This is a genomic window from Streptomyces sp. NPDC051452, from assembly GCF_044454765.1.
In the GTDB taxonomy this organism is placed as follows: Bacteria; Actinomycetota; Actinomycetes; order Streptomycetales; family Streptomycetaceae; genus Streptomyces.
Genome location: NZ_JBITEB010000004.1, coordinates 247,400 through 271,871, shown reverse-complemented (window position 1 = coordinate 271,871; position 24,472 = coordinate 247,400). Strand labels below are relative to the sequence as shown.

The following is a 24,472-nucleotide window of genomic DNA, read 5'->3' as shown; positions in this document are numbered from 1 at the left end:
GTGCCCCCGGGGGCGCACGCGTGATCGCGTAGGCTCGGCCCCGGACAGCTGAGGGGGGACCGTGGCGATCAGCCCGCGCGAGGTGGAGAAGACCGCGCCCGCGCTCGTCGGCGCCTACCGCTCGGCCGGGGTGTCCTTGCGCAAACACGGCCTGGACGGGCTGCGGGCCGCCGTCTACCTGGTGATCGACTACTCCGGCTCGATGAAGCCGTACTACGACGACGGCAGCGTGCAGGCCCTCGCCGACCGGGTGCTCGGCCTCTCGGCGCACCTGGACGACGACGGCCGGGTCCCGGTGGTGTTCTTCTCCACGGACGTCGACGCGGTCACCGACATCGCCCTCGACGATCACCAGGGCCGTGTCGGCCGGATCGCCGCCGGGCTCGGGCACATGGGCCGCACCAGCTACCACCTGGCGATGGACGCCGTGATCGACCACTACCTCGACAGCGGTGCCACCGCCCCGGCGCTGGTCGTCTTCCAGACCGACGGCGGTCCGGTCAGCAGGCCGGCCGCCGAACGCTATCTGTGCAAGGCCGCACGGCTTCCGCTGTTCTGGCAGTTCGTCGGCTTCGGCGACCCGGGCAGCCGCCAGTTCGACTTCCTGCGCCGGCTGGACGAACTGGCGGTGCCCGGGAAACGGATCGTGGACAACGCCGGCTTCTTCCACGCCGGCGAGGACCCGCGGCGCGTCCCCGACGCCGAACTGTACGACCGTCTCGTCGGGGAGTTCCCCGCCTGGCTGACGGCCGCGCGCGCGGCGGGCGTGGTACGGCCCGGCTAGCCGGCGCCCCGGGGCAGGACCGCGTCCCGGCACTCCTCGGGCGTGCCCCACGCCGTGCGCAGCGCGCGCGCCTTGGTCAGCCACAGGGACAGGTCGTACTCCGCCGTGTAGCCGATCGCACCGTGCAGTTGCAGCGCCGTACGGGCGGTGGCGTACGCCGCCTCGCAGGCCTTGAGCTTGGCGGCGGCCACGTCCGCCGGGCGCATCGACAGCGCCGCGCCGAAGAGCAGGGGGCGGGCGAAGTCCAGGGCCGTTCTGGCGTCGGCCAGCCGGTGCTTGACCGCCTGGAAGGAGCCGACGGGGACCCCGAACTGGACGCGCCGCCCGACATGGACGACGGTCCGGTCCAGCAGGGCGAGCCCCACGCCGAGGGCCTGGGCCGCGGTGGCCAGCCGGGCCCAGAGGAGAGCGCGCTCGTACGGCGGGTCGGGGGTGAGCAGTTCACCGGCCGGGGCGAGCGGGGCCGCCCGGCGGGCCGGGTCGAGAGAACGGCGCGCGGGACCCGGGGCCCCCGCCGACAGGCGCAGGCCGTCGGGTGCCGGCAGCAGGCGCGGGCAGGACGCGTCGGCGTCCAGGGCGTATCCGTCGGGTGCCGCCACCGTCGCGACGGCGGTGCCGGCCGCGAGTTCCGGCAGGAAGCGCGCCGCCGTCTCGGAACCACCGAGCAGCACGGCCGCCATCACCGTCTCCACCAGCGGCCCCGGCACCGCGTACCGCCCCAGCTCGACGAAGGCCACCGCGAGTTCCACGGGGTGCGGCCCCACCCCGCCGAACTCCTCCGGCACCGCCAGCGCGAACACCCCCGCCCGCCCGATCCGTGCCCACAGCGCGCGCCCGCTCGCGTGCTCGCCCCGGCTCCACCGACGGGCCACGGTCGCGGTGTCGGCCGCCCCCAGCATCGCGTGCAGCGACCGGGCGAAGGCCTGCTGCTCGGTGTCGAGGAGGAAGCGCATCAGCGGCGCCCTTTCGGCAGGCCGAGCAGCCGCTCGGCGATGATGTCGCGCTGGATCTCGTTCGTGCCCGCGTAGATGGGGCCGGCGAGCGCGAAGACGTACCCCTCGGACCAGGCGGAGTCCGCCGATTCGCCCTGCTCGCCGAGCAGATCGAGCGCCGTCTCGTGCAACGCGAGGTCCAGCTCGGACCAGAACACCTTGTTCATGCTGGACTCCGGGCCGAGCCGGGCGCCCTCCAGGACGCGGGCGGCGGCCGCGTAGGTGAACAGCTGGTAGGCGCGGGCGCCGATCAGGGCGTCGGCCACCCGGGCCCGCGCGTGCTCGGGGCAGCCCGCCTTCCGCCAGAGGTGGAGCAGCCGGTCCGCCGAGGCGAGGAAACGGCCCGGGGAGCGCAGGGTGAGCCCGCGCTCGTCAGCCGCCGTGGACATCGCCGTCCGCCAGCCCTGACCGGGCTCGCCGATCACGTCCTCGTCCGGCACGAACACCTCGTCAAGGAACAGTTCGGCGAACGCCGGCTTCCCGTCGAGGCGGCCGATCGGGCGGACGGTGACACCGGGCGCCCGCAGGTCGAACATCAGATAGATGAGCCCCAGATGGGGTCTGGCCGCCTCGGGGTCGCTGCGGAACAGCCCGAAGGCCCGGTCGGCGAACGCGGCGCGCGAGGACCACGTCTTCAGTCCGCTCAGCAGCCAGCCACCTTCCGTCCGGACGGCCCGGGAGGTGAGCGAGGCCAGGTCAGAGCCCGCGCCCGGCTCCGACCAGGCCTGCGCCCAGACCACCTCCCCGGAGGCCATCGGCGGCAGCACCCGCGCACACTGCTCGCGCGTGCCGTGGTCCAGGAGCGTCGGCGCCAGCAGACCGATGCCGTTCTGGCCGACCCGGCCCGGCGCGCCCGCCGCCCAGTACTCCTCCTCGAAGATCAGCCAGCGCAGCAGCCCCGCGCCCCGGCCGCCGTACTCCCGGGGCCAGGAGACCACCGACCAACGGTCCGCGGCCAGTTCGGCCTCCCACGCGCGGTGGGCCGCGAAGCCCTCCGCCGTCTCCAGGGACGGCAGCGGCGCGCGCGGCACATGTGCCGCCAGCCAGGCCCGGGCCTCGGCGCGGAACTCCTCGTCGGCCTCGGAGTGGGTCAGGTCCACCGTCGCGTCACCATCCTTCCCTAACAAGTGTTTGGTAGGTTAGCGTGGCCCCATGACAGGCGTCGAGAGCCCGGCCTACGTACCCGGGCACGGACTGCTGCGAGGACGCACCGCCGTCGTCACCGCGGCGGCCGGTGCCGGAATCGGCGGAGCGACCGCGCGCCGCCTCCTGGAGGAGGGCGCCCGCGTCCTCGTCAGCGACACCCACACACGCCGGCTCGGGGAGTACGAGGCCGCCCTGGCACGCGAGTTCCCGGGAGCGGTGACCGCCCTGCCCTGCGATGTCACCGACGAGACGCAGGTCCGCGCGCTGTTCGACGCGGCCGTGGCCGCGCACGGAAAACTGGACGTCGTCGTCAACAACGCCGGCCTGGGCGGCACCGCATCCCTCGTCGACATGACCGACGAGCAGTGGACCCGCGTCCTGGACGTCACCCTGAACGGCACCTTCCGCTGCACGCGCGCGGCCCTGCGCGCCATGCGCAAGAGCGGCGGCGGGGTGATCGTCAACAACGCCTCGGTCGTCGGCTGGCGCGCCCAGGCCGGTCAGGCGCACTACGCCGCCGCCAAGGCCGGGGTGATGGCGCTGACCCGGTGCGCCGCGATCGAGGCCGCCGCGTACGGCGTGCGGGTCAACGCGGTCGCCCCCAGCCTCGCCATGCACCCGCACCTGGTGAAGGTCACCTCCGCCGACGTGCTCGAGGAACTCACCGCCCGGGAGGCCTTCGGGCGGTACGCCGAGCCCTGGGAGGTGGCCAACGTCATCGTGTTCCTGGCCTCCGGCTACTCCTCCTACATGACCGGCGAGGTCGTCGCGGTCAGCAGCAGGCACCCCTGAGGGCCGGGGCGGACCACAATGGGTACGTGTCGACCAAGAAGAAGTCCCAGGTGACCGCGGCAGCGGCCCGGCGCGGCGAACTCCTCAGCACCGCCGCCGAGGTCTTCGCCGAGCACGGCTACAACGCCACCACCGTCCGCAGGATCGCCGACCACGCCGGCATGCTCGCGGGCAGCCTCTACTACCACTTCGACTCCAAGGAGTCGATGCTCGAGGAGATCCTGCGCACCTTCCTCGACGAGCTGTGGGACGGCTACGACACCGTCCTCGCCTCCGGACTCGGGCCCCGCGCGACGCTGGAGGCCCTGGTCACCGAGTCCTTCCGGGAGATCGACCGGCACCGCGCCGCCGTCGCGATCTACCAGAAGGAGAGCAGACACCTCGTCGACCAGGACCGGTTCGCGTTCCTCGCCGAGTCCCAGCGCCGGTTCGAGAAGGCCTGGCTGTCCACCCTCGAACGCGGCGTGGCCGACCGGGCGTTCCGCGCCGACCTGGACGTGCGGCTCACCTACCGGTTCGTCCGCGACACCGTCTGGGTCGCCGCGTCCTGGTACCGGCCCGGCGGACAGCACAGCCCCGAGGAGATCGCCCGCCAGTACCTGTCGATGGTGCTGGACGGGATCGCCGTACGCGCATGAGCCCGTCGCAGCCCAGGGAGTTGCCATGGCCGAGGCCTACATAGTCGAAGCGGTCCGTACGCCCGTCGGGCGGCGCGGGGGAGGGCTCGGCTCGGCCCATCCGGCCGACCTGGGCGCGCACGTGCTGACCGCGCTGATGGAGCGCACCGGGATCGACCCGGCCGCCGTGGAGGACGTCGTCTTCGGCTGTCTGGACACCGTGGGCCCGCAGGCAGGGGACATCGCCCGCACCAGCTGGCTGGCCGCCGGACTGCCCGAGGAGGTACCGGGCGTCACCGTCGACCGGCAGTGCGGTTCCTCCCAGCAGGCCGTGCACTTCGCCGCGCAGGCCGTGCTCTCCGGCACCCAGGACCTGGTGGTCGCCGGCGGGGTGCAGAACATGACGCAGATCCCCATCGCCTTCGCCTCCCGGCAGGCCGCCGCCCCCCTCGGCCTGACCGACGGCCCCTTCCTCGGCAGCACCGGCTGGCGCGCCCGCTACGGGGACCAGCCCGTCAACCAGTTCGCCGGCGCCGAGATGATCGCCACCCGCTGGAACATCGACCGGGAGGAGCAGGAGGAGTTCGCCCTGCGCTCGCACCGGCGGGCGCTCCGGGCGATCGACACGGGCCGCTTCGAGCGCGAGACCGTCCCCTACGGCGAGGTCGCCGTCGACGAGGGCCCCCGCCGGGACACCTCCCTGGAGAAGATGGCCAGGCTGAAGCCCGTCCTCGACGGCGGCACCATCACAGCCGCCTGCTCCTCCCAGGTCTCCGACGGGGCCGCCGCCCTCCTCCTCGCCTCCGAGCGGGCGGTACGGGACCACGGACTCCGCCCCCGCGCCCGCGTCCACCATCTCTCCGTACGCGGCGAGGACCCCATCCGCATGCTCTCCGCCCCCATCCCGGCCACCGCCCACGCCCTCGCCAGGACCGGTCTGCCCATCGACGCCATCGACCTGGTGGAGATCAACGAGGCCTTCGCGCCGGTCGTCCTCGCCTGGCTGAAGGAGACCGGCGCCGACCCCGCCAGGGTCAACGTCAACGGCGGCGCGATCGCCCTCGGTCACCCGCTCGGCGCGACCGGCGTCCGCCTGATGACGACCCTCCTTCACGAACTGGAGCGCACCGGCGGCCGCTACGGACTCCAGACCATGTGCGAGGGCGGAGGCCAGGCCAACGTGACCATCATCGAACGGCTGTGACGGCACGGCCCTGACCGCAGGGGCGACTTCACTCGGTGAGCGCGAACCCCAGCACCACCCCGGCGGACACCTCGACCATCCCGGGAGCCAGATCGCCCGCCGACGCGCCGCCGCCCCCGCCGTGGCCGCGGTACTGGCGGAACTCGTGCGACTCGGAGTCCACGTCCTTGATGTGCACCACCGCACCCAGCCCGACCCCAGCCGCCCGCGTGTAGACCTCGGCCTTGCGCCGGGCGGCCGCCACCGCCCGGCGGCGCGCCTCGTCCCGCAGCGCGGGCTTGTCGTGCACGTCGAACTCCACCCGCTCGACCTGGTGGACGCCCGCGTCGACCGCGTCCACGATGAGCTGCTGAAGCCCGTCGAGCGCCTCGCTCTCCACCGCGTACGAGGCCTGGCAGCGATAGCCGAGGAACTTCCGGTCGGCCCCGTAACCGTCGTACTCCGAGGCCAGCTGCAGCCGTGAACCGGACACCGACGCGTCCGGTATCCCGTGCCGGCGCAGGGTCTCCCGCAACCGGGACACGGCCGCGCCCGCCTCCTGGAACGCCTGGTCCGGGGTGGACCTCAACACGTCCACCGTCAGCCGCACCCGCACCAGCTGCGGCTCGACCCGCACACTGCCCGCCCCGAACACGCTGAGTCCCCAAGGCTGTTCGATCGTCTCCGTCATGCGCGCATTGAAGCACCCCCCGTCGGCAGCGCACCGATGATCCGCCCGGCCTGGGTCATCACCCGCTCCACCAGCTCCGCGCACGACGGCAGGTCGTCGATCACCCCGGCGACCTGTCCGGCCGCCATCACCCCGAGATCCGTGCGCCCGTCCACCATCGCCGACCGGAGGAGCATCGGGGTGTTCGCGGCCAGCAGCAGCTGACTGAACGACAGCTCCTTGCCGTGCCTGAGCGCGAGTCCGTCCCTGGCCAACTGCCGCCAGGTCAGTCCCGACAGCCGACGGAAGCCCGCCGCTTCCCGGATCGCGCGGGTGAAGCGCCCTATCCGGCCCGACCGCTCCAGGGCGTCCACCAGCTCCGTGCGCAGCATCCGGTGCGGCAGGCCGTCCACCCCCCGGGTCACCGTGACGTCCCGGACCGTCGCCGCCAGATATCTGGCCTTCACCGCGTCCGGCACCGTCGAGTCGGAGGTGAGCAGGAACCGCGTGCCCATCGCCACCCCCGCCGCCCCGTAGGCCAGCGCCGCCACCAGCCCCCGCCCGTCGAAGAAGCCGCCCGCCGCCACGACCGGTATCCGCACCGCGTCCACCACCTGGGGCAGCAGCACGCTCGTCGCCACCTCGCCGGTGTGCCCGCCGCCCTCCCCGCCCTGCACGATCACCGCGTCCGCGCCCCACGCCGCCACCTTCTCGGCGTGCCGCCGCGCCCCGACGGACGGGACGACCACCACCCCCGCCTCCTTGAGCACGCCGATCAGCTCGCGCGAGGGGGCCAGGGCGAAGGAGGCCACGCGCACGCCCTCGTCCAGCATGATCCGCACCCGGTCGCCCGCGTCACCGGCGTCGGCCCGGAGGTTCACCCCGAACGGCGCGTCCGTACGGGAGCGGACCTCCCGGACTGCGTCGCGCAACTGGTCCGGCGTCATCGTCGCGGAGGCCAGGATGCCGAGGGCGCCCGCGTTCGCCGCCGCCGAGACCAGGCGGGGGCCGGCCACCCAGCCCATCCCGGTCTGCACGATCGGATGCCGGACCCCGACCAGCCGGGTGAGCGCGGTCTCCATCAGCCCCTCGCCCCCTCGGGTACCTCGCGCTCGCGCGCCCCGGCCGGATCCAGCACCTCGCGGATCAGCCGCAGCTCCACCGGCCCCGGCTCCCGTGTGCGGGGCACCTCGTCCGGCACGGCCGGCGCGAACCCCGTCGCCTCCCGCACCTGTTCCACGCTCACGCCCGGGTGCAGGGACGCCAGCCGCATCGAGTGGTCCGGTGTGCCGAAGTCGAACACGCAGAGGTCGGTCACGACCCGGACGAGGCGGTGGAAGCGGGACACGGCACCGAGCGCGGACGCCCGGTCGTACCCCACCCCGCAGACCATGTCCACCCGCTCCACGAACACCCGCCGCGAGTGCCGTGGAACCCAGTAACTGGTGGGATTGTTCAGCGTGTTCAGGGACGCCCCGCGCACCCCGAGCAGTTGCCGGCGCGGCCGTGCCCAGTCACCGACGACGGAGATGTTCTGGTTGCCGTACCGGTCGATCTGGCTCGCGCCCATCATCACGTGCCGCCGGCCGCCCGCCACCAGCTCCAGATGCTGCCGGTAGGGCAGCCAGCCCTCGGGCGTGCCGTCCGGTCGGACCAGCAGAGCCTCGCCGTCGGTCAGCAGCAGGTCCGGCGCGAAGGTGAGCCGCGCCAGCCGCGCGCCCAGCGAGGGGATCAGGCCCATCGGGCTCGCCAGGACCTCACCGGCGCCCCGCCAGGCCTCGGCGCAGGCGATGACGCAGTACTCGGCCCGGGTGACGCTCATCGGCCCTGCCCCTTCCGCCAGTCCCGCACCGCCGCCTGGTAGGCGCTCTCGTCCCCGCCGAGGAACCGCTCGGCGAACCGGGGCCACGCGGTGGACGCGTAGTACCGCTGAAACTCCTCGTCCCTGCCGTGGTCCGGCGCGCAGGACGTGAAGTGCGCGCCGTTCGGAGCCTCCACCACGCCCGTCACCGCGAGCCGCTTGAGCAGCAGCGACCGCGGCCCCGCCTTCGCCAGCTCGGCCGTGTCCACGATCCGCTCGCAGGACACGTAGGCCGTGTCCGCCGCCTCGCAGAACAGGTCGTCGAAGTACGGGTCCGGGCCCAGGTACTGGCCGTTGCCCAGCCGGTCGGCACGGTTGACGTGCACCAGGGCCGCGTCCATCCGCAGGGCCGGCATGGCCACGAACGTCTCCCCGTCCTCGTAGGGCGACGTCACCGTGCGCAGCTCCGGACAGACCCGCATGACGTCGGAGCCGACCCCCGCCCGCACCGGCAGGAAGGGCAGCCGCTGGGCCGCCGCCCGCAGGCCCCACAGGAACATGCCCTCGTCGATCTCCCGCAGCGCGAGGCCGCCGTCCTCCCGCGCCGCCCGGTAGTGCGGCTCCAGAGGGATCGAGTCGAGCGTGACGAAGGCCGTCACCAGCGTGCGGATCCGGCCGGCCGCGGCCAGCATGCCGACGTCCGGGCCGCCGTAGGAGATCACCGTCAGATCCCCTATCCCGGAACGCAGCAGCGCCCGGACGAGGGCCATCGGCTTGCGCCGCGAGCCCCAGCCGCCGATGCCGAGCGTCATACCGCTCTCCAGGCGTGCCACCACCTCGTCGGCGGTCATCGTCTTGTCGCCCACTACGCGTCCTCCTTCCCGAACGTCTCGCGCATCCGGTCCGCCAGCCCGCTGAGGTTCGCCTCGAACGTGAAGCCCTGCTCGAAGCGGTAGCTGCGGCGCACGTCGACCGGATCGATGCCGTTGATGGCGGCCTTGGCCATGCGCAGCAGCCCGCCGTCCTTGGCGGCGATCTCCCCGGCCAGCTCCAGCGCCGCCACCCGCAGGTCCGCACGCGGCACGACCCGCCACACCGAGCCGTGCCGGTGCAGGTCGGCGGCGCTCGCCGTGCGACCGGTGTAGTACAGGGCGCGCATCAGGTGCTGCGGCACCAGCCGCGCCAGATGGGTGGCGGCGCCCAGCGCGCCCCGGTCCAGCTCGGGCAGCCCGAAGGTCGCGTCCTCGCTCGCCACGATCGCGTCCGCGTTGCCCACCAGGCCTATCCCGCCCCCCAGACAGAACCCCTGGACCGCCGCGACGACGGGGACCGCGCACTCGTAGACCGCCGCGAACGCCTCGGCGCAGCCGTGGTTGGCACCGATCAGCGCCTGGCGCCCGTCGGTCCGTATCTCCTTGACGTCGACGCCCGCGTTGAACCCACGGCCCTCGGCGGCCAGCACCACGCACCGCGCCGCCGGGTCGCGGCCCGCCGCGCGCACGGCGTCGGCCAGCGCGAACCATCCGGCCACCGGCAGCGCGTTCACCGGTGGGAAGTCGACCGTGACGAGCGAAATCCCCTTTTCCGGGGACGAGGTGGAGACACCCATGGACGCATCAGCTACCTTCGCACTCAACGCCATTCCACCAAACATTTGTTAGGTGTGAGGCTTCGAAGCTAGCAGCCGGCGAAGACGAGCGGGAGAGCCTGTGGACAACTCGACGCCGCACCGGACGCACCCTGTGGAAAAACCGCTGCGCGGCCGCACCGCGGTCGTCACCGGCGGCACCCGGGGCGTGGGCGCCGGAATCGCCCGCGCCTTCGCCGAGGCCGGGGCACGGGTGCTGGTCTGCGCCCGCCGCCCCCCGGAACAACCCCTACACGGCGTCGAGTTCACCTCGCTCGACCTGCGCGACCCGTCCGCCGTCCGCGCCTTCTTCGCCGCGCTGCCCGGCCTCGACATACTCGTCAACAACGCAGGCGGCACGCCGTACCGCCTGCTGGCCGACGCCGACGCCGAACGGCACGCGAGGGTCGTCGAGCTCAACCTGACCACCCCGCTGACCGCGTCCCTCGCCGCCTACGAGCACCTCAGGCGCGCCCGCGGCTCGATCGTGATGGTCGGCAGCGTCAGCGGAAGCCGCCCCTCGCCCGGTTCGGCCGCCTACGGCGCGGCCAAGGCGGGGCTCGCGAGCCTGGCCGCGTCCATGGCCGTGGAGTGGGCACCTGAGATCCGCGTCAACACGCTGGTGGTCGGCATGGTCCGCACCGAACTGGCCCATCTGCACTACGGCGGCCCCGACGGCATCGCCGCCGTCTGCGAGACGGTCCCGCTCGGCCGCCTCGCCGCCCCCGCCGACATCGGCGCAGCCGCCGTCTTCCTCGCCTCCGACGCGGCCGCCTACATCAGCGGCGCGAGCCTGCAGGTGCACGGAGGCGGGGAACGGCCCGCCTTCCTGGCCGCCGCGACCGCCGGCCGGTCGGTGCCGGCAACCCCGACCGCCCCCGAGGAGTGCTGAGATGAACGGTATCTGCGACGGCCGGGTCGTCGTCGTCACCGGAGCCGGCCGCGGACTCGGCCGCGCCCACGCCCTCGCCTTCGCGGCCGAGGGGGCGAGCGTCGTCGTCAACGATCTCGGCGTCTCACCGGACGGGGCACCCGACGCCAAGAGCCCGGCGGACGCCGTCGTGGCCGAGATCCGGGCCGCGGGCGGCACGGCCGTCGCGCACGGCGGCGACATCGCCACCGGTGACGGCGCCGCGTCCCTGATCCATACCGCCCTGCGGACGTACGGCCGGCTCGACACCCTGGTCAGCAACGCCGGCTTCCTGCGCGACCGCATGCTGGTCAACCTCGACGAGAGCGACTGGGACGCCGTGCTCCGCGTCCATCTCACCGGCCACTTCCTGCCCCTGAAGCACGCCGCCGCGCACTGGCGGGCCGAGGCCAAGGCGGGGCGGCCGCCGCTGGCCCGGATCGTCCACACCAGCAGCGGGGCGGGTCTGCTCGGCTCGGTCGGACAGGGCAACTACAGCGCGGCCAAGGCCGGGATCGTCGGCCTCACCCTGGTCGCGGCGGCCGAACTGGCCCGCTACGGCGTCCAGGTCAACGCCGTCGCCCCCGCCGCCCGCACGCGCATGACGGAACGCACCTTCGCCGACACCATGGCGGCGCCGGCCACCGGCTTCGACGCCATGGCGCCCGAGAACGTCTCCCCGCTCGTGGTCTGGCTCGGCTCGGCCGCCAGCGCGGGCGTCACCGGCCGGGTGTTCGAGGTGGAGGGCGGCCGGATCACCGTCATGGAGGGCTGGCGGGCGGGCCCCACCACCGACAAGGGCGCGCGCTGGGCGCCGGCCGAGGCGGGGGAGGCGGCACGCCGCCTGCTGACGGTCGCCGAGCCGCCCGGCGCGGTCTACGGCGCCTGAGGACTGTCCCGCCCTCGGCCGCGGGTCAGGTGTCGCACTCCAGCACCGTCCGGCACAGCCCGCACCGCACGCGGACCCGCCCCCGCACCGGCACCCTGATCCGCTGCCGGCAGGTGGGGCAGGGGAAGGAGACGCGGAGGTGGCCGGCGGAGTCGGGGGCGAAGGAGTAGGGGGGCGCGGGCGGGCCGACGGTGCCGTTCCGGGGGACGGAGGCATCCCGAGGGCCGGAGGTCTGCCGTCGGCCCGAGGGGCTCCGGGGGGCGGAGGTGTCCCGGCCCTCGGTGGCCTTCCGCCGGTCGTGGGCGTAACGGCGCCGCCCCGCCCAGCCGGCCGCGGTCAACGGCGGCTGCTGCTCGTCCCGGCGGGCCCGGGCCATGCCCTTGGCGTAGGCGGTGTAGGCCTGCGGGCTGGTGAACCACGCGGAAGGGTCCTCGTGGAACAGCAGCGCCCGTTTGGCCAGCACGTAGCCGAACTCCTCCGGGGTGAGATAGCCGAGCTTCTGGGAGGAGACCCCGTCCTCCCGGAAGGCGTCCAGCAGCAGCCAGCCCGCGCCCAGGTAGGCCGTCACCGTGTCCGTGAGGATCTCGTTCTCGGCCGTGGTGGGAAAGGCGAGGTCGATGCGGTGCAGATAGACGTGGGCCACCTCGTGGGCGAGTGCCGCGCCGATGTCCCTGCGGTGGGTGCGGAAACGGTCGTTCAGCTCGACGAAGTACTCGGGGCCCGAGGTCAGTTCGACGTTCGCCGCGTGCGTCATCTCCCGGAAGCCCACGATCAGTCGCGCGTCCGGCAGCCGGAAATGCCCCACGATCTCGCGGGCCACGCGCTGCGCGCCCAGATACAGATCGTCGGTGTCGCAGAACGCCACGCCGGCGGGGGCCACGCTGGCCGAGAACGTCTGGACGGTGTCGTAGGGCAGGCGCTTGTAGAGCGCGGTGATGGCCGCACGTACCGTCTCCAGATGCGGGAAGCCGTGCTCGACCGGTCCGCCGTTCGCCACGTCCGCACCCCCAAAGACGCCGGAACTCCTCTCCACTGTAGGCGGCGGAGGCGGCCGGCGTAGGCGCGCGGGAGGCCGTTCACACGGGCAGCAGACGGGGCGCCGGCCGGTCGGTGCCGCTGCCCTGCAGCTCCAGCAGCCACAGCTCGTTCTCACCCTCCCGCAGCACCGGCCCCGGGACGCAGAGGCGGCTCTGCGGGCCGGCCGACCAGTAGCGGCCCAGGTTGAAGCCGTTGATCCAGGCGAAGCCGCGCGTCCAGCCGGGCAGCGCGAGTCGGGCGTCCCCGGCCGCGTGGACGGTGAGCGTGCCCCGGTACAGTCCCGGGCCGCCGTCCCCGGGCGGTGCGCCGAAGGGCACCGGTCCCACACCGTCGTCGAAGGCGTCCAGATCCAGGCCTTGCGCGCGTACGCCGTGCAGATACTGCCGTTCGTGCAGGATGCCGCCGGTGACGCCCTTCGCCTCGCCGAAGCGGGGACCGTAGTTGACCCGCCCCAGGGACTCCGCCCACAGCTCCACGCGCGCGGGGCCGGCGACCGGCTTCCCCAGCCGCGGCTCCGCCTCGGTGAGCACGCCGGCCCGCTCGCCGTCCACGTACACCGTCGCGAGGTCCCGCAGCCCGCGCACCGCCAGCGGGTGCGGCTGCCGCGGCCCCGGGACGTCCACCACGTAGCGCACGAGACCCCGGGTGACCCCCAACTCCTCGAAGGAGGGCGGCATCGGGCTCACCGTCTCCGTGCCGCCCAGCGCGTCCAGCACGGTGGCCAGAGGTGCCCAGCCGGTGAGCGCGGCGTCGGCCGGTGCGCCCAGCCGGGCGGGGGGCGGCGGCGGCTCGGGCAGCGGACCGGGGTGATAGGGCGCCAGCACCTCGCGGAAGCGCCAGAACTTCTCCGTCGGGCGTCCGTGCTCGTCCACCGGCGCGTCGTAGTCGTAGGACGTCACGTCCGGCTCCAGCGGACCCTCGTGCAGCTCACCGCCCCGATTGGCGCCCGCCCAACCGGCGAAACTCGTGCCTCCGTGCGCCATGTAGAGATTCACCGAAGCCCCGCACTCCAGGATCTCCCGCAGCGCCTCGGCCGCCTCCCCAGGGTCCCGTACGACGTGCTCGCCGGCCCAGTGGTCGAACCAGCCGCACCAGAACTCCATGCACATCAGCGGGCCCTCGGGGCGGTGGCGACGCAGTGTCTCGAAGGCCACGCGCGCGTGGGAGCCGAAGTTCACCGTGGCGAGCACCCCGGGCAGCGAGCCGCCGGTCAGCATGTGGTCCTCGGGACCGTCCGAGGTGAACAGCGGCACCGTGACCCCCTCGGCCCGCAGCAGGTCCGCCAGCTCCGCCAGATAGCCGGTGTCGCTGCCGTAGCTGCCGTACTCGTTCTCCACCTGCGCCATGAGGACCGGGCCGCCCCGGTCGATCTGCCGGGGCACGACCTCGCGCAGCAGGCGCCGGAACCAGCGCCGCACATGCCGCAGATACCGTTCGTCACGGGTACGCGCGCGCGTGCCCGGCTCGCCCGTCACCCAGGACGGCAGCCCGCCGTTCTCCCACTCGGCGCAGATGTAGGGACCGGGCCGCACGATCGCCCACAGACCCGCCTCGCGCACCGCGTCCAGGAACCGGCCGACCGCCTCCACGTCCCGGTGACGTCCCGGACCCGGCTCGTGCAGGTTCCAGGGGACGTAGGTGTCCACGCAGTTCAGGCCCATCGCCCGCAGCAGCGCCAGCCGGTGCCGCCACTGCGCCTCGTGCACCCGGAAGTAGTGCAGCGCCCCGGACAGCAGCCGCACCGGCCGCCCGTCCAGCAGAAAGTCCGCATCCCCCACCCGGAACCCGCTCACGCGCCCGCTCCCGTCCACGGCCGCCCTGTCCTCGCACTCGCCCACGCGCGCGCCCTCGCTCACATCCGCCCCCCGCACGGCCTTCCGCACACACCCCAGCCTCACCTCTGGCGGCCTCCCGCGCCATGGACGAAGATCGGCGCTGCTTGGACAAAAGTCCGCCGCCGACGCCGGGAGGAGCTGCGATGTACCAGACCTGGATGCGGTTCTTCAGTCCCGGCCCCGCCCACCACCGCCTCGGCCTGGTCTGCCTCGGCGTCGGCCTCCAGCACGGCGCGCTGCCCACGGTCGGCCCGCGCACCCTGGGGCACCACGTGGCCGTCGTGATCAGCACGGGTGGCGGCTGGTACCGGGGTGCCGACGGGCGCCGCACCGCCGTCACCGCGCCGGCCCTGCTGTGGCTCACCCCGGGCGTGCCCCACCACTACGCGCCCGACCCGGGCACCGGCTGGGACGAGGGCTTCGTCGACTTCGCCGGACCGGCCGCGCCCACCTATACCGAACTCGGCTACATCGAACCCGAGCGGCCCGTCGTCCCGCTCTCCGACGCCGCCGCCCCGCGCGCGGTCATCGCCCGCATCGCCCGCGCCGCCCGCCGCGGCAACCCCCTGCTGGAGGTGGAGACCGGCGCCGCCGTGCACGAACTCCTCGTCGCCCTGCGCCGCGCCCGCGCCGACCTCGCCCCGGACGGCGACCAGGTGCTCCAGGCCCTGGCCCGGGACGCCTACGCCCCGATGAGCGTGGCCGACCACGCCGCGCGGCACGGGATGACCACCGCCGAGCTGCGCCACGCGGTCCGCCGGGCCGCCGGGTGCAGCCCCAAGGACTATCTGCTCGGCATCCGCCTCGGCCGCGCCAAGGAACTCCTCGCCGGCACCGAGCTGCCCGTCGCGGCCGTGGCCCGGCGCGTCGGCTACGACGACCCCGCCTACTTCTCCCGGCTGTTCACCCGGCGCGTGGGCCTCGCCCCCGTCCGCTTCCGCGCGCAGCAGGGCCGTACCGTCCCCGGCGGCTGGAGCGACCGGGTGCCCGACCCCGGCGATCCGCCGATGATCCAGTCCCCGGACACCGGCTGAGTCCGCCCCCCGCCACCGCATAGGGTGGACCGCCATGACCACCAGCAACACCGGCACCGGTGCCGTGGACCCCGAGGTCCGCCAGGAACTGGAGCGGCTGCGCGACAGCATCGACAACATCGACGCGGCCGTCGTCCACATGCTCGCCGAACGTTTCAAGGCCACCCAGCAGGTCGGCAGGCTCAAGGCGGTGCACCAGCTGCCGCCCGCCGACCCGGCGCGCGAGTCCCGGCAGATCGAACGCCTGCGCCGCCTCGCCGAGAACGCCAAGCTCGACCCGGCGTTCGCCGAGAAGTTCCTCAATTTCATCATCGCCGAGGTGATCAGACACCACGAGCGCATCGCGGAGGACACCCAGGGGCGCTGATCCCCGAGGAAACGGCACGCGCGCCGGAGGCCGGCCGCGGGCCGCGTGGCGGGAGCGGATCCGGGGGCAGCGGCGGGCCGGACAAAAGGCGTGTATCCGATCCGCCCCTGTGCGCTGTCGGTCCCATCGGGCAGCATGGCCCGCATGTCCGTACTCACGCGCGATGAGGCGCAGCTCCGAGCACAGTTCCTCGACGTCCACCGCTACACGCTCGAACTGGACCTCACCACCGGCGAGGAGACCTTCGGCTCCCGCACCGTCATCCGGTTCACCGCACGGTCCGACGGTGACACCTTCGTCGAGCTGAAGCCGGTCGAGCTGCGCGAGGCCACGCTCGACGGGCGGCCCCTGGACCCGGAGACGCTGCACGACGGGCGGCTGCCGCTGAGGAACCTCACGGCCGGCGAGCACGAGCTGCGGGTGGACGCCGTCATGCGCTACTCGCGCACCGGTGAGGGCATGCACCGCTTCACCGACCCCAGCGACGGCGAGACGTACGTCTACACGCAGATGTTCATGGACGACCTCCAGCGGGTCTTCGCCGCCTTCGACCAGCCCGATCTGAAGGCCGTCTTCGAGATCGCCGTGAAGGCGCCGGAGGGCTGGAGCGTCCTCTCCAACGGCGTCACCGAGCAGCGCGCCGACGGAGTCTGGCAGGCCGCGCCCACCCCCCTGATCTCCACCTACCTCGCCGCCGTCGCCGCGGGCCCCTGGTACTCGGTGCGCACCGAGCACCGCGGGCTGCCCTTCGGCATCCACTGCCGCCGCTCCCTCGCGCCGTACCTCGACACCGACGCCGACGAGATCCTCGACATCACGCGCGCGTGCTTCGACCGCTACCACGAGAAGTTCGAGGAGCCCTACCCCTTCGACTCCTACGACCAGGCCTTCGTCCCCGAGTTCAACGCGGGCGCCATGGAGAACCCGGGCCTGGTGACCTTCCGCGACGACTTCGTCTACCGCTCCGCCGTCACCGACACCGAGCGGCAGACCCGCGCCATGGTCATCGCGCACGAGATGGCGCACATGTGGTTCGGCGACCTCGTCACCCTCCGGTGGTGGGACGACATCTGGCTGAACGAGTCCTTCGCCGAGTACATGGGCTACCAGACGACCGCCGAGGCCACCCGGTTCACCGACCCGTGGACCGAGTTCGCCGTCACCCGCAAGGCCTGGGGCTACGACGCCGACCAGCGGCCCACCACCCACCCGGTCGCCCCCGAAGCAGTCGACGACACGGCTTCCGCGCTGCTCAACTTCGACGGGATCTCCTACGCCAAGGGCGCCTCCGCGCTGCGCCAGCTGGCGACCTGGCTCGGCGAGAAGGACTTCATCGCCGGCATCAACACCCACTTCAAGCGGCACAAGTTCGGCAACGCCACCCTCGCCGACTTCATCGACTCCCTCGCCTCGGCCACCGACCGCGACGTGCACGCCTGGGCCGACGCCTGGCTGCGCACCACCGGCATCGACACCCTCACGCCCGTCCTCGCCGCCGCCGAGGGCACCTGCACGCTCACCGTCGACCGCGCCGGCAGCCGCCCGCACCGCCTCGCCGTCGGCCTGTACGACCACGACGTCGCCGACGAGGGCCGGCTGGTGCTGCGCGAGCGCCTCGACCTCGACATCCCGCAGACCGCCCCGCGCCCCGTCGGCAAGCGTCCCGCCCTGCTCCTGCTCAACGACGGCGACCTCAGCTACGCCAAGGTCCGCTTCGACGACGGCTCCTTCGAGGCGATCCGCGCCGGCCTGTCCGGGCTGCCCGACCCGCTCACGCGCGCGGTGGTCTGGAACGCGCTCAGGGACGCCGTGCGCGACGGCGAACTGCCGCCCGCCGCCTATCTGGAGACGGCCCGCGCGCACCTGCCGCGCGAGAGCGACCTGGCCGTCGTCCAGGGCGTCCTCGCCTTCGCCTCCGGACAGATCGCCGACCAGTACCTCGCTCCCGAGGACCGGCCGGCCGCGCTGGCCACGCTCACCTCCCTCTGCCGTGACCTGCTGCGGCGCACCGAGGACGGCGACAACCCGGGCCTGCGCCTGGTCGCCGTGCGGCACATGATCGGTGTGGCCGCGCACCCGGACGCCATCGCCGCCTGGCTCGCCGACGGCACGGTGCCCGGCGGCCCGGAGCTCGACCCCGAGCTGCGCTGGCGCGTCCTCGGCCGGCTCGCCGTGCTCGGCGCGACCGACGAGGCCGCCATCGCGGCTGAGCTGGAGCGCGACCCGAGCGCCACCGGCCAGGAGGGTGCCGCCCGCTGCCGTGCCGCCCTGCCCGAGCCGGCGGCCAAGCGTGCGGCCTGGGAGGCGATGTTCACCGGCGACGACCTGTCCAACTACCTGTTCACGGCCACCGCGCAGGGCTTCTGGCAGCCCGAACAGGCGGAGCTGGTACGGGAGTACGTGCCGCGCTTCTACCAGGACGCCGTCGCCGTGGCCGCCCGCCGCGGCCCCGCCATCGCCGTCGCCGCCGGCCGCTGGGCCTTCCCGGCCCACGCCGTGGACTCCGAGAACCTGCGCCTCGGCGAGGCCTGTCTGCGCGAGGCCGACCTCATCCCGGCCCTGCACCGCACCCTGGCCGACCGCCTCGACGACCTGTCCCGCGCCTTGCGCGTACGCGGCGAGCAGCAGCCGTAAACCGACCGCGGCGGCCGCCACCCCGGCCGCCGCGTCCCGTCCTCCCACCGCGCCGATCCGGCCCAGAGCGACCGGCTCGGGCAACTGACACGGTCCCGCGCGCCCCCTCCCGGTCCGCGCCCGCACGGCGGACCGGACCCCACCCGCGCCCGGGCCTGCCTCGCGCGTCTCGGCGGCCGCCGTCGGCGCGCGCCTCCCGCCGGAAGGGGGGACCCTGTCCGGTGCGCCCGCCCCCTTCCGGTCGGCGCCCGCACGGCGGACCGGACCCCGCTCGCGCCCGGGTCTGCCTCGCGTGTCGCGGAGGCTGCCGTCGGCGCGCACCTCCCGCCGGCAGGGCGGACCCTGTCCGGTGCGCCCGCCCCCTTCCGGTCGGCGCCCGCGCGGCGGACCGGACCCCGCTCGCGCCCGGGTCTGCCTCGCGCGGCGCGGCGGCCGCCGTCGGCGCGCACCTCCCGCCGGCAGGGCGGACCCTGTCCGGTGCGCCCGCCCCCTTCCGGTCCGCGCCCGCACGGCGGACCGGGCCCCACTCGCGCCCGGGTCTGCCTCGCGTGTCTCGGCGGCCGCCGTCGGCGCGCACCTCCCGCCGAAGGGCCGACCCGGTCCGGTGCGTCTGTCCCCGAGGGCGAAACGCCGTCGACCGTTACCCCCGGCCCCGCACGGCACAGGCGCCACTCCAACACGTTTTCCTCGTACGGCAGTACCCACTTTCGGGTACTCCTCGTCGGGCTTTCGGGACACACGGCGTTGTTCCCGTACAAGCTGGAAGCCCCGGCCGGAAACGTCCCCACGGAAACCCCCGGGCACCGTCCTCGCGCCCCGGAGGAAAGCCATGAGCATGCCGCCGCCCCTCGCCTCGGGGCCAGACGGACCGGACGCCCTGCGGCCGCTGCTCCGAACGGTCCTGGACGCGCTCGCGACCGGTGGCCGGGCGCGTGGCGGCCCGCTGCCCGCCGGGGGGCCGGAAGCCGTCGCCGCGCGCGCCGCCGACGCCGTCGGCGAAGTCCTGCCGGACCACGGCGACCCAGCCGCCCTGCGCACCCTCGTGCACGCCCTCGCCGAGGGCGCCGCGGACCCCGCCGACCCGCTGTGCGCGGCCCACCTGCACTGCCCGCCCCTCGCCGTGGCCACTGCCGCGGACCTCGCCGTGAGCGCCCTCAACCCCTCCCTGGACTCCTGGGACCAGGCCCCGGCCGCCGCCGCCCTGGAGGCCGCGGTCACCCGCGCCCTCGCGCGCGCAGCCGGCCTGGCCGACGCGCTGGTCACCACCGGCGGCACCGAGTCCAACCAGCTCGCCCTGCTGCTCGCCCGCGAGGCGCACGGCGGCGTCCGGCTGGTGTGCGGGGCCAACGCCCACCACTCGCTGCCGCGCGCGGCCTGGCTGCTCGGCCTGCCCGATCCGGTCGTCGTCCCGGCGCCGCGCGGCATCCTCGACCCGGTCGCCCTGAGCGAGGCCCTCGCGAGCGTGCCCGGCCCGCTGCTGGTCGCGGCGACCGCCGGCACCACCGACGCCGGACTCATCGACCCGCTGCCCGAGATCGCCCGGCTGTGCGCCACCCACGGCGCCCGCCTGCACATCGACGCGGCCTACGGCGGCGGCCTGCTGTTCAGCGACCGACACCACGACAAGCTCGCCGGGCTCGAAGCCGCCCACACCGTCACGCTCGACCTGCACAAACTCGGCTGGCAGCCGGTCGCCGCCGGCCTCCTCGCCGTCGGCCACCCCGGCGAACTGGCGGCGCTCCACCACCACGCCGACTACCTGAACGCCGACGACGACACCGAGGCGGGGCTGCCCGACCTGCTCGGCCGCTCCCTGCGCACCACCCGCCGCCCCGACATCCTCAAGATCGCCGTCACCCTGAAGACGCTCGGACGCGGCGGTCTGGGCGCCCTGGTCGACCAGGTGTGCGCCACCGCCCGTGAGTTCGCCGCGCACATCGGGGCGCACCCGGGCTACGAGCTGTACGACCGGCCCGTGATCAGCACCGTCCTGTTCCGGCCCGCCGAGGCCGACGACGCCGCCGTGGCCGCCGTACGCCGCACCCTGCTGCGCGAAGGCCGGGCCGTCCTCGGCCGGGCCCGGCTCGACGGCCGGCTCTGGCTCAAGGCCACCCTCCTCAACCCCCACACGCGGCTGGACGAACTGGTCCAGCTCCTCAAACTCGTAGAAGGAACGACCGTCGGATGACCATCCCCCCACACTCCGAGCCCGCGTCCCCCCGCGATCTGGTCGGCATCGGCATCGGACCGTGCAACCTCTCCCTCGCGGCCCTCGCCCACCCGCTCGCCGAACTCGACACCGTCTTCTACGAGCAGCGCCCCGGCTTCGACTGGCACCCCGGTCTGCTCATCGAGGGGGCCACCATCCAGGTACCCTTCCTCGCCGACCTGGTGACCCTCGCCGACCCCACCAGCTCCTGGAGCTTCCTGAACTACCTCAGGACCCGCGAGCGGATCTTCCCCTTCTACTTCTCCGAGCGCTTCCACATCCAGCGCGCCGAGTACGACGCCTACTGCCGCTGGGTCGCGCAGAGCCTGCCCGGGCTGCACTTCCGCCACCAGGTCGACGCCGTCCGCTGGAACCCCGAACGGGACGTGTTCGAGGTCGACTTCACCCAGCTGGACGCCGACGGCGAGGCCGAGGCGCTGGGCCGTACCTACACCCGCAACATCGTCCTCGGCGTCGGCACCGCCCCCTACGTGCCCGACCCGCTCCAGCCCCTGGTGGAGGCGCCCGGCGTGCCCGTGCTGCACGCCGCCGACTACCTCGCCCACCGCGACACCGTCCTGGCCGCCGGGCATGTCACCGTCGTCGGGTCCGGACAGTCCGGCGCCGAGATCTTCCTCGACCTGCTGCGCCACCGCCCCGCCGGCCGCGAGAAACTGCACTGGATCGGCCGTACCGAGGCGTTCGCGCCGATGGAGTACTCCAAACTCGGCCTGGAACACTTCACGCCCGACTACACCCGCTACTTCCACGCCCTCGCCGAGCCGGTCCGGGACCGGCTGGTCGCCGCCCAGTGGCAGCTGCACAAGGGCATCGACGCCGGCACGCTCGCCGCCATCCACGACGAGCTGTACCGGCGCACCCTGGACGGCGGCTGGCCCGACGCCTCCCTCACCCCCGGTGTCCGCGTGCGCACGGCCGGCCGGATCGCCACCACCAGGGTGGAACTCCATCTGGAGCACCTCCAGCAGGACAGCCGCTCCCGGCTCACCACCGACGCGGTCGTCCTCGCCACCGGCTACCGTGAACGCCCCCTCGGCCGCATCCTGGCCGGCCTCGACCCCTACCTGCGCCGCGACAGCAGCGAACGCCCACGGGTCGACGAGGAGTTCCGGCTGGTCCTGGACCCGTCGGTCACCGGCTCGGTGTACGTCCAGAACGCCGAAGTGCACACCCATGGCGTCGGCGCCCCCGATCTCGGCCTCGCCGCCTGGCGCAGCGCCACCATCCTCAACTCGCTGAGCGGTAAGGAGCCCTATCCGCTGCCGGTACGGACGGCCTTCACCACCTTCGGACTGGACGAATCGCACTCCAGGGTGCCGCAGGCCCGCCAGACGAGGCGGCTGACCCCGCTCGTGGAGGAAAGGTGACGGCATCGGAGTTTCATTTGGGGGCATTCCGTTCCGGTGATTTTCCGGGAGCGGAATCCGGGGCAAGAGAAAATCGCTCATCGGAGCGAGTGGCCGCACACTTCAACACTTGTCAATAACGCTTCACGTAAAGGTTGTTGAGTAGTCATGCGGCCCGGATTCTCTACCGGCCGGTAAGGCCTAGGCTCGAATACATGCGCCGAGCGAAGATCGTTTGTACATTGGGGCCCGCCACCGACTCGTACGACCAGATCAAGGCACTGGTCGAGGCCGGAATGGACGTCGCCCGGTTCAACCTCAGCCACGGCACTCACACCGAGCACGAGGAGCGCTACCGGCGGGTGCGCAAGGCGTCCGACGAAACCGGCCGCAGCGTCGGACTCCTCGCCGACCTTCAAGGTCCGAAGATCCGGCTCGGCCGTTTCGCCGAGGGACCGGTACTGCTTGAACGCGGTGACACGTTCACCATCACCGTGGAGGAGGGCGTCGAGGGCGACCGCCACCGCTGCGGCACCACCTACGCCGGTCTCGCCGCCGACGTCGCTCCCGGTGAGCGCGTCCTCGTGGACGACGGCAAGGTCTGCCTGGAGGTCACCTCCGTCGACGGCCCCCGGGTCCGCACCCGGGTGGTCGAGGGCGGAGTGGTCTCCGACCACAAGGGACTGAACCTCCCCGGCGTCGCCGTCTCCGTCCCCGCCCTCTCGGGCAAGGACGAGGAGGATCTGCGCTGGGCGCTGCGCACCGGCTTCGACGTCATCGCCCTCTCCTTCGTCCGCAGCGGCGCCGACGCCCGGGGCGTGCACCGCATCATGGCCGAGGAGGGCCGGCGCCTCCCGGTGATCGCCAAGGTCGAGAAGCCGCAGGCCGTCGAGAACATCGAGGACATCGTGGCCGCCTTCGACGGCATCATGGTCGCGCGCGGTGATCTGGGCGTGGAGATGCCGCTGGAGCAGGTCCCGATCGTCCAGAAGCGCGCCGTCAAGCTCGCCCGGCGCAACGCCAAGCCGGTCATCGTCGCCACCCAGATGCTGGACTCGATGATCGACAACTCCCGGCCGACCCGGGCCGAGGCCTCCGACGTGGCCAACGCGGTCCTCGACGGCACGGACGCGGTGATGCTCTCCGGCGAGACCAGCGTCGGCAAGTACCCGATCGAGACCGTGCGCACCATGGCGAAGATCGTCACGGCGGCCGAGGAGGACATGCTGGCCAAGGGCCTGCCGCCGCTGAACGAACAGAACAAGCCGCGCACCCAGGCCGGCGCGGTCGCCCGGGCCGCCGCCGAGATGGGCGACTTCCTCGGCGCGAGGTTCCTGGTGGCGTTCACCCAGTCGGGGGACACCGCCCGCCGGCTCTCCCGGTACCGCTCGCCGATCCCGCTGCTCGCGTTCACCCCGGAGCAGGCCACCCGCTCCCAGCTCAGCCTCACCTGGGGCACCGAGACCTACCTCGGCCCGCACGTGGACTCCACGGACGCCATGGTCGACCAGGTGGACGAGCTGCTGCTGAAGTACGGTCGCTGCCGGAAGGGCGACGTCGTGGTGATCACGGCGGGCTCCCCGCCCGGGGTCTCCGGCTCGACCAACATGGTCCGTGTCCACCACATCGGTGAGGACGACAGTCCGAAGGCGTAGGCACCCGGAGGCATGAAAAGAGGCCCCTCACCCGAAGGGGCCTCGCAGTACGCTGACCTTGGAAAACAAGGAAAAGTGCCCCGGGTCGGACTCGAACCGACACTGTACGGGTTTTGAATCCGTTGCCTGCTGCCAATTGGGCTACCGGGGCTCGCAGAATCCAAGGTCTCCCCTGACCCTCCGCGCGTCCACCATACCGTAGCTAGGTAGGCTCTTGTCAGCAGTACCCCTGCCCTGAACGAGGAGCCCCCGTGACCGCCGAGTCGCCCCAGCCCGTAGACGCGCCCGACGACGACAAGTCGCACGTGCCTCCGCTGACGACCCGTGTCGTCATCGCCGAGGACGAGGCCCTGATCCGGCTCGATCTGAAGGAGATGCTGGAGGAGGAGGGGTACACCGTCGTCGGCGAGGCCGGGGACGGTGAGCAGGCCGTCGAGTTGGCCCGCGAGCACAAGCCGGACCTGGTCATCCTGGACGTGAAGATGCCCAAGCTGGACGGCATCTCCGCGGCCGAGAAGATCGCCGAGGAGTCCATCGCGCCCGTTCTGATGCTCACCGCGTTCTCGCAGCGGGACCTCGTCGAGCGCGCCCGGGACGCCGGTGCGATGGCCTACCTGGTCAAGCCGTTCAGCAAGAGCGACGTCGTGCCGGCCATCGAGATGGCCGTCTCCCGCTTCACCGAGCTGAAGCAGCTGGAACAGGAGGTCGCCGACCTCACCCTGAGGCTGGAGACCCGCAAGCTGGTCGACCGGGCGAAGTCCGTCCTGCAGACCGAGTACGGCCTGACCGAGCCCGCCGCCTTCCGCTGGATCCAGAAGACGTCGATGGACCGCCGCATGTCGATGCAGCAGGTGGCCGAGGCCGTCATCGCCGACAGCGACGAGAAGAAGGCCGGCAAGAAGGACTGACCCCGCGTCCGGTC

General features: G+C 73.3%; 22 protein-coding genes and 1 tRNA gene. 13 read left to right on the top strand and 10 right to left on the bottom strand.

Going from position 1 to position 24,472, the window contains the following annotated elements:
- The first annotated feature begins 61 nt into the window (after window positions 1-61).
- Window positions 62-784 (top strand): VWA domain-containing protein, encoded by a 723-nt coding sequence (locus ACIBA9_RS13465; protein WP_362153793.1) that lies wholly within the window; start codon window positions 62-64, stop codon window positions 782-784.
- Here ACIBA9_RS13465 and ACIBA9_RS13460 read toward each other — a convergent pair.
- Together ACIBA9_RS13460 and ACIBA9_RS13455 are read right to left on the bottom strand one after the other, a co-directional pair.
- Window positions 781-1,737: an acyl-CoA dehydrogenase family protein gene (locus ACIBA9_RS13460; protein WP_399362528.1), complete on the bottom strand. Its 957-nt coding sequence runs from the start codon at window positions 1,735-1,737 to the stop codon at window positions 781-783. The genes ACIBA9_RS13465 and ACIBA9_RS13460 overlap by 4 nt on opposite strands.
- A complete protein-coding gene (locus ACIBA9_RS13455; protein WP_399362526.1) occupies window positions 1,737-2,876 on the bottom strand; it encodes an acyl-CoA dehydrogenase family protein in 1,140 nt (379 codons plus the stop codon). The genes ACIBA9_RS13460 and ACIBA9_RS13455 overlap by 1 nt, the downstream gene beginning before the upstream one ends.
- Before the next feature lie 52 nt (window positions 2,877-2,928).
- Here ACIBA9_RS13455 and ACIBA9_RS13450 point away from each other — a divergent pair, with 52 nt between their 5' ends.
- From ACIBA9_RS13450 to ACIBA9_RS13440, 3 genes are read left to right on the top strand one after another with little or no spacing between them, the layout of a single operon-like run.
- A complete protein-coding gene (locus tag ACIBA9_RS13450) occupies window positions 2,929-3,714 on the top strand; it encodes an SDR family oxidoreductase (RefSeq protein WP_399362524.1) in 786 nt (261 codons plus the stop codon).
- Window positions 3,715-3,740: 26 nt separating this feature from the next.
- Window positions 3,741-4,352, top strand: coding sequence for a TetR/AcrR family transcriptional regulator (locus ACIBA9_RS13445; RefSeq protein ID WP_399362522.1), 612 nt, complete (start codon window positions 3,741-3,743; stop codon window positions 4,350-4,352).
- Window positions 4,353-4,377: 25 nt separating this feature from the next.
- A complete protein-coding gene (locus ACIBA9_RS13440) occupies window positions 4,378-5,535 on the top strand; it encodes an acetyl-CoA C-acetyltransferase (protein WP_399362520.1) in 1,158 nt (385 codons plus the stop codon).
- 28 nt (window positions 5,536-5,563) lie between these two features.
- On the opposite strand, the gene ACIBA9_RS13435 is transcribed toward ACIBA9_RS13440, so the two are convergent.
- Genes ACIBA9_RS13435 through ACIBA9_RS13415 form a run of 5 tightly spaced genes read right to left on the bottom strand, consistent with a single transcriptional unit; the run spans window position 5,564 to window position 9,594 of the window.
- Window positions 5,564-6,205: an SIMPL domain-containing protein gene (locus tag ACIBA9_RS13435; protein ID WP_399362518.1), complete on the bottom strand. Its 642-nt coding sequence runs from the start codon at window positions 6,203-6,205 to the stop codon at window positions 5,564-5,566.
- On the bottom strand, window positions 6,202-7,266 hold the full coding sequence (locus ACIBA9_RS13430) for an NAD(P)H-dependent flavin oxidoreductase (RefSeq protein WP_399362517.1): 1,065 nt from the start codon (window positions 7,264-7,266) through the stop codon (window positions 6,202-6,204). Before ACIBA9_RS13430 ends, ACIBA9_RS13435 begins: the two co-directional genes overlap by 4 nt.
- Window positions 7,266-8,006 (bottom strand): CoA-transferase subunit beta, encoded by a 741-nt coding sequence (locus ACIBA9_RS13425; protein ID WP_399362515.1) that lies wholly within the window; start codon window positions 8,004-8,006, stop codon window positions 7,266-7,268. Before ACIBA9_RS13425 ends, ACIBA9_RS13430 begins: the two co-directional genes overlap by 1 nt.
- Window positions 8,003-8,851 carry a CoA transferase subunit A gene (locus ACIBA9_RS13420; protein WP_399362513.1) on the bottom strand — a complete coding sequence of 283 codons (849 nt, stop codon included), beginning with the start codon at window positions 8,849-8,851 and terminating at the stop codon, window positions 8,003-8,005. Before ACIBA9_RS13420 ends, ACIBA9_RS13425 begins: the two co-directional genes overlap by 4 nt.
- Entirely contained in the window at window positions 8,851-9,594 is a 744-nt protein-coding gene (locus ACIBA9_RS13415; protein ID WP_399362511.1) for an enoyl-CoA hydratase family protein, read from the bottom strand. The genes ACIBA9_RS13420 and ACIBA9_RS13415 overlap by 1 nt, the downstream gene beginning before the upstream one ends.
- Before the next feature lie 100 nt (window positions 9,595-9,694).
- On the opposite strand from ACIBA9_RS13415, the gene ACIBA9_RS13410 reads away from it, so the two are divergent.
- On the top strand, window positions 9,695-10,504 hold the full coding sequence (locus ACIBA9_RS13410; protein ID WP_399362509.1) for an SDR family oxidoreductase: 810 nt from the start codon (window positions 9,695-9,697) through the stop codon (window positions 10,502-10,504).
- A gap of 1 nt (window position 10,505) precedes the next feature.
- Window positions 10,506-11,411, top strand: a complete 906-nt coding sequence (locus ACIBA9_RS13405) for an SDR family oxidoreductase (RefSeq protein WP_399362507.1) — start codon at window positions 10,506-10,508, stop codon at window positions 11,409-11,411.
- 25 nt (window positions 11,412-11,436) lie between these two features.
- Here ACIBA9_RS13405 and ACIBA9_RS13400 read toward each other — a convergent pair whose 3' ends face one another.
- Together ACIBA9_RS13400 and ACIBA9_RS13395 are read right to left on the bottom strand one after the other, a co-directional pair.
- A complete protein-coding gene (locus ACIBA9_RS13400; RefSeq protein WP_399362505.1) occupies window positions 11,437-12,408 on the bottom strand; it encodes a hypothetical protein in 972 nt (323 codons plus the stop codon).
- Window positions 12,409-12,487: 79 nt separating this feature from the next.
- Entirely contained in the window at window positions 12,488-14,242 is a 1,755-nt protein-coding gene (locus ACIBA9_RS13395; protein WP_399362503.1) for a beta-galactosidase family protein, read from the bottom strand.
- Between the two features lie 185 nt (window positions 14,243-14,427).
- Between ACIBA9_RS13395 and ACIBA9_RS13390 the strand changes: the two genes are divergently transcribed.
- The 6 genes from ACIBA9_RS13390 (at window position 14,428) to pyk (ending at window position 23,550) form a co-directional block, all read left to right on the top strand.
- Complete coding sequence (locus ACIBA9_RS13390) at window positions 14,428-15,318, top strand: helix-turn-helix domain-containing protein (RefSeq protein ID WP_399362501.1); 891 nt, start codon at window positions 14,428-14,430, stop codon at window positions 15,316-15,318.
- Window positions 15,319-15,352: 34 nt separating this feature from the next.
- Window positions 15,353-15,685, top strand: coding sequence for a chorismate mutase (locus ACIBA9_RS13385; protein WP_362153753.1), 333 nt, complete (start codon window positions 15,353-15,355; stop codon window positions 15,683-15,685).
- Between the two features lie 144 nt (window positions 15,686-15,829).
- Window positions 15,830-18,319, top strand: coding sequence for an aminopeptidase N (gene pepN, locus ACIBA9_RS13380; RefSeq protein ID WP_399362499.1), 2,490 nt, complete (start codon window positions 15,830-15,832; stop codon window positions 18,317-18,319).
- A gap of 829 nt (window positions 18,320-19,148) precedes the next feature.
- Window positions 19,149-20,507, top strand: a complete 1,359-nt coding sequence (locus tag ACIBA9_RS13375) for a pyridoxal phosphate-dependent decarboxylase family protein (RefSeq protein WP_399362497.1) — start codon at window positions 19,149-19,151, stop codon at window positions 20,505-20,507.
- Window positions 20,504-21,916 carry a lysine N(6)-hydroxylase/L-ornithine N(5)-oxygenase family protein gene (locus tag ACIBA9_RS13370; RefSeq protein ID WP_399362495.1) on the top strand — a complete coding sequence of 471 codons (1,413 nt, stop codon included), beginning with the start codon at window positions 20,504-20,506 and terminating at the stop codon, window positions 21,914-21,916. Before ACIBA9_RS13375 ends, ACIBA9_RS13370 begins: the two co-directional genes overlap by 4 nt.
- A 194-nt stretch (window positions 21,917-22,110) precedes the next feature.
- Window positions 22,111-23,550: a pyruvate kinase gene (gene pyk / locus ACIBA9_RS13365; protein ID WP_399362493.1), complete on the top strand. Its 1,440-nt coding sequence runs from the start codon at window positions 22,111-22,113 to the stop codon at window positions 23,548-23,550.
- 76 nt (window positions 23,551-23,626) lie between these two features.
- Here pyk and ACIBA9_RS13360 read toward each other — a convergent pair.
- A tRNA-Leu gene (locus ACIBA9_RS13360) sits at window positions 23,627-23,701 on the bottom strand.
- Window positions 23,702-23,801: 100 nt separating this feature from the next.
- On the opposite strand from ACIBA9_RS13360, the gene ACIBA9_RS13355 reads away from it, so the two are divergent.
- The gene (locus ACIBA9_RS13355) at window positions 23,802-24,458 is read left to right on the top strand and encodes a response regulator (RefSeq protein ID WP_362153741.1); all 657 of its coding nucleotides are present in this window, start codon (window positions 23,802-23,804) and stop codon (window positions 24,456-24,458) included.
- Window positions 24,459-24,472: the final 14 nt, after the last annotated feature.

Excerpts from the sequence above, each read along its gene's own strand:
- ACIBA9_RS13460 (WP_399362528.1), bottom strand. The coding sequence starts at position 1,737 with ATGCGCTTCCTCCTCGACACCGAGCAGCAGGCCTTCGCCCGGTCGCTG.
- ACIBA9_RS13450 (WP_399362524.1), top strand. The coding sequence starts at position 2,929 with ATGACAGGCGTCGAGAGCCCGGCCTACGTACCCGGGCACGGACTGCTG.
- ACIBA9_RS13440 (WP_399362520.1), top strand. The coding sequence starts at position 4,378 with ATGGCCGAGGCCTACATAGTCGAAGCGGTCCGTACGCCCGTCGGGCGG.
- ACIBA9_RS13435 (WP_399362518.1), bottom strand. The coding sequence starts at position 6,205 with ATGACGGAGACGATCGAACAGCCTTGGGGACTCAGCGTGTTCGGGGCG.
- ACIBA9_RS13430 (WP_399362517.1), bottom strand. The coding sequence starts at position 7,266 with ATGGAGACCGCGCTCACCCGGCTGGTCGGGGTCCGGCATCCGATCGTG.
- ACIBA9_RS13425 (WP_399362515.1), bottom strand. The coding sequence starts at position 8,006 with ATGAGCGTCACCCGGGCCGAGTACTGCGTCATCGCCTGCGCCGAGGCC.
- ACIBA9_RS13415 (WP_399362511.1), bottom strand. The coding sequence starts at position 9,594 with ATGGGTGTCTCCACCTCGTCCCCGGAAAAGGGGATTTCGCTCGTCACG.
- ACIBA9_RS13405 (WP_399362507.1), top strand. The coding sequence starts at position 10,506 with ATGAACGGTATCTGCGACGGCCGGGTCGTCGTCGTCACCGGAGCCGGC.
- ACIBA9_RS13390 (WP_399362501.1), top strand. The coding sequence starts at position 14,428 with ATGTACCAGACCTGGATGCGGTTCTTCAGTCCCGGCCCCGCCCACCAC.
- ACIBA9_RS13385 (WP_362153753.1), top strand. The coding sequence starts at position 15,353 with ATGACCACCAGCAACACCGGCACCGGTGCCGTGGACCCCGAGGTCCGC.
- pepN (WP_399362499.1), top strand. The coding sequence starts at position 15,830 with ATGTCCGTACTCACGCGCGATGAGGCGCAGCTCCGAGCACAGTTCCTC.
- ACIBA9_RS13375 (WP_399362497.1), top strand. The coding sequence starts at position 19,149 with ATGAGCATGCCGCCGCCCCTCGCCTCGGGGCCAGACGGACCGGACGCC.
- ACIBA9_RS13370 (WP_399362495.1), top strand. The coding sequence starts at position 20,504 with ATGACCATCCCCCCACACTCCGAGCCCGCGTCCCCCCGCGATCTGGTC.
- pyk (WP_399362493.1), top strand. The coding sequence starts at position 22,111 with ATGCGCCGAGCGAAGATCGTTTGTACATTGGGGCCCGCCACCGACTCG.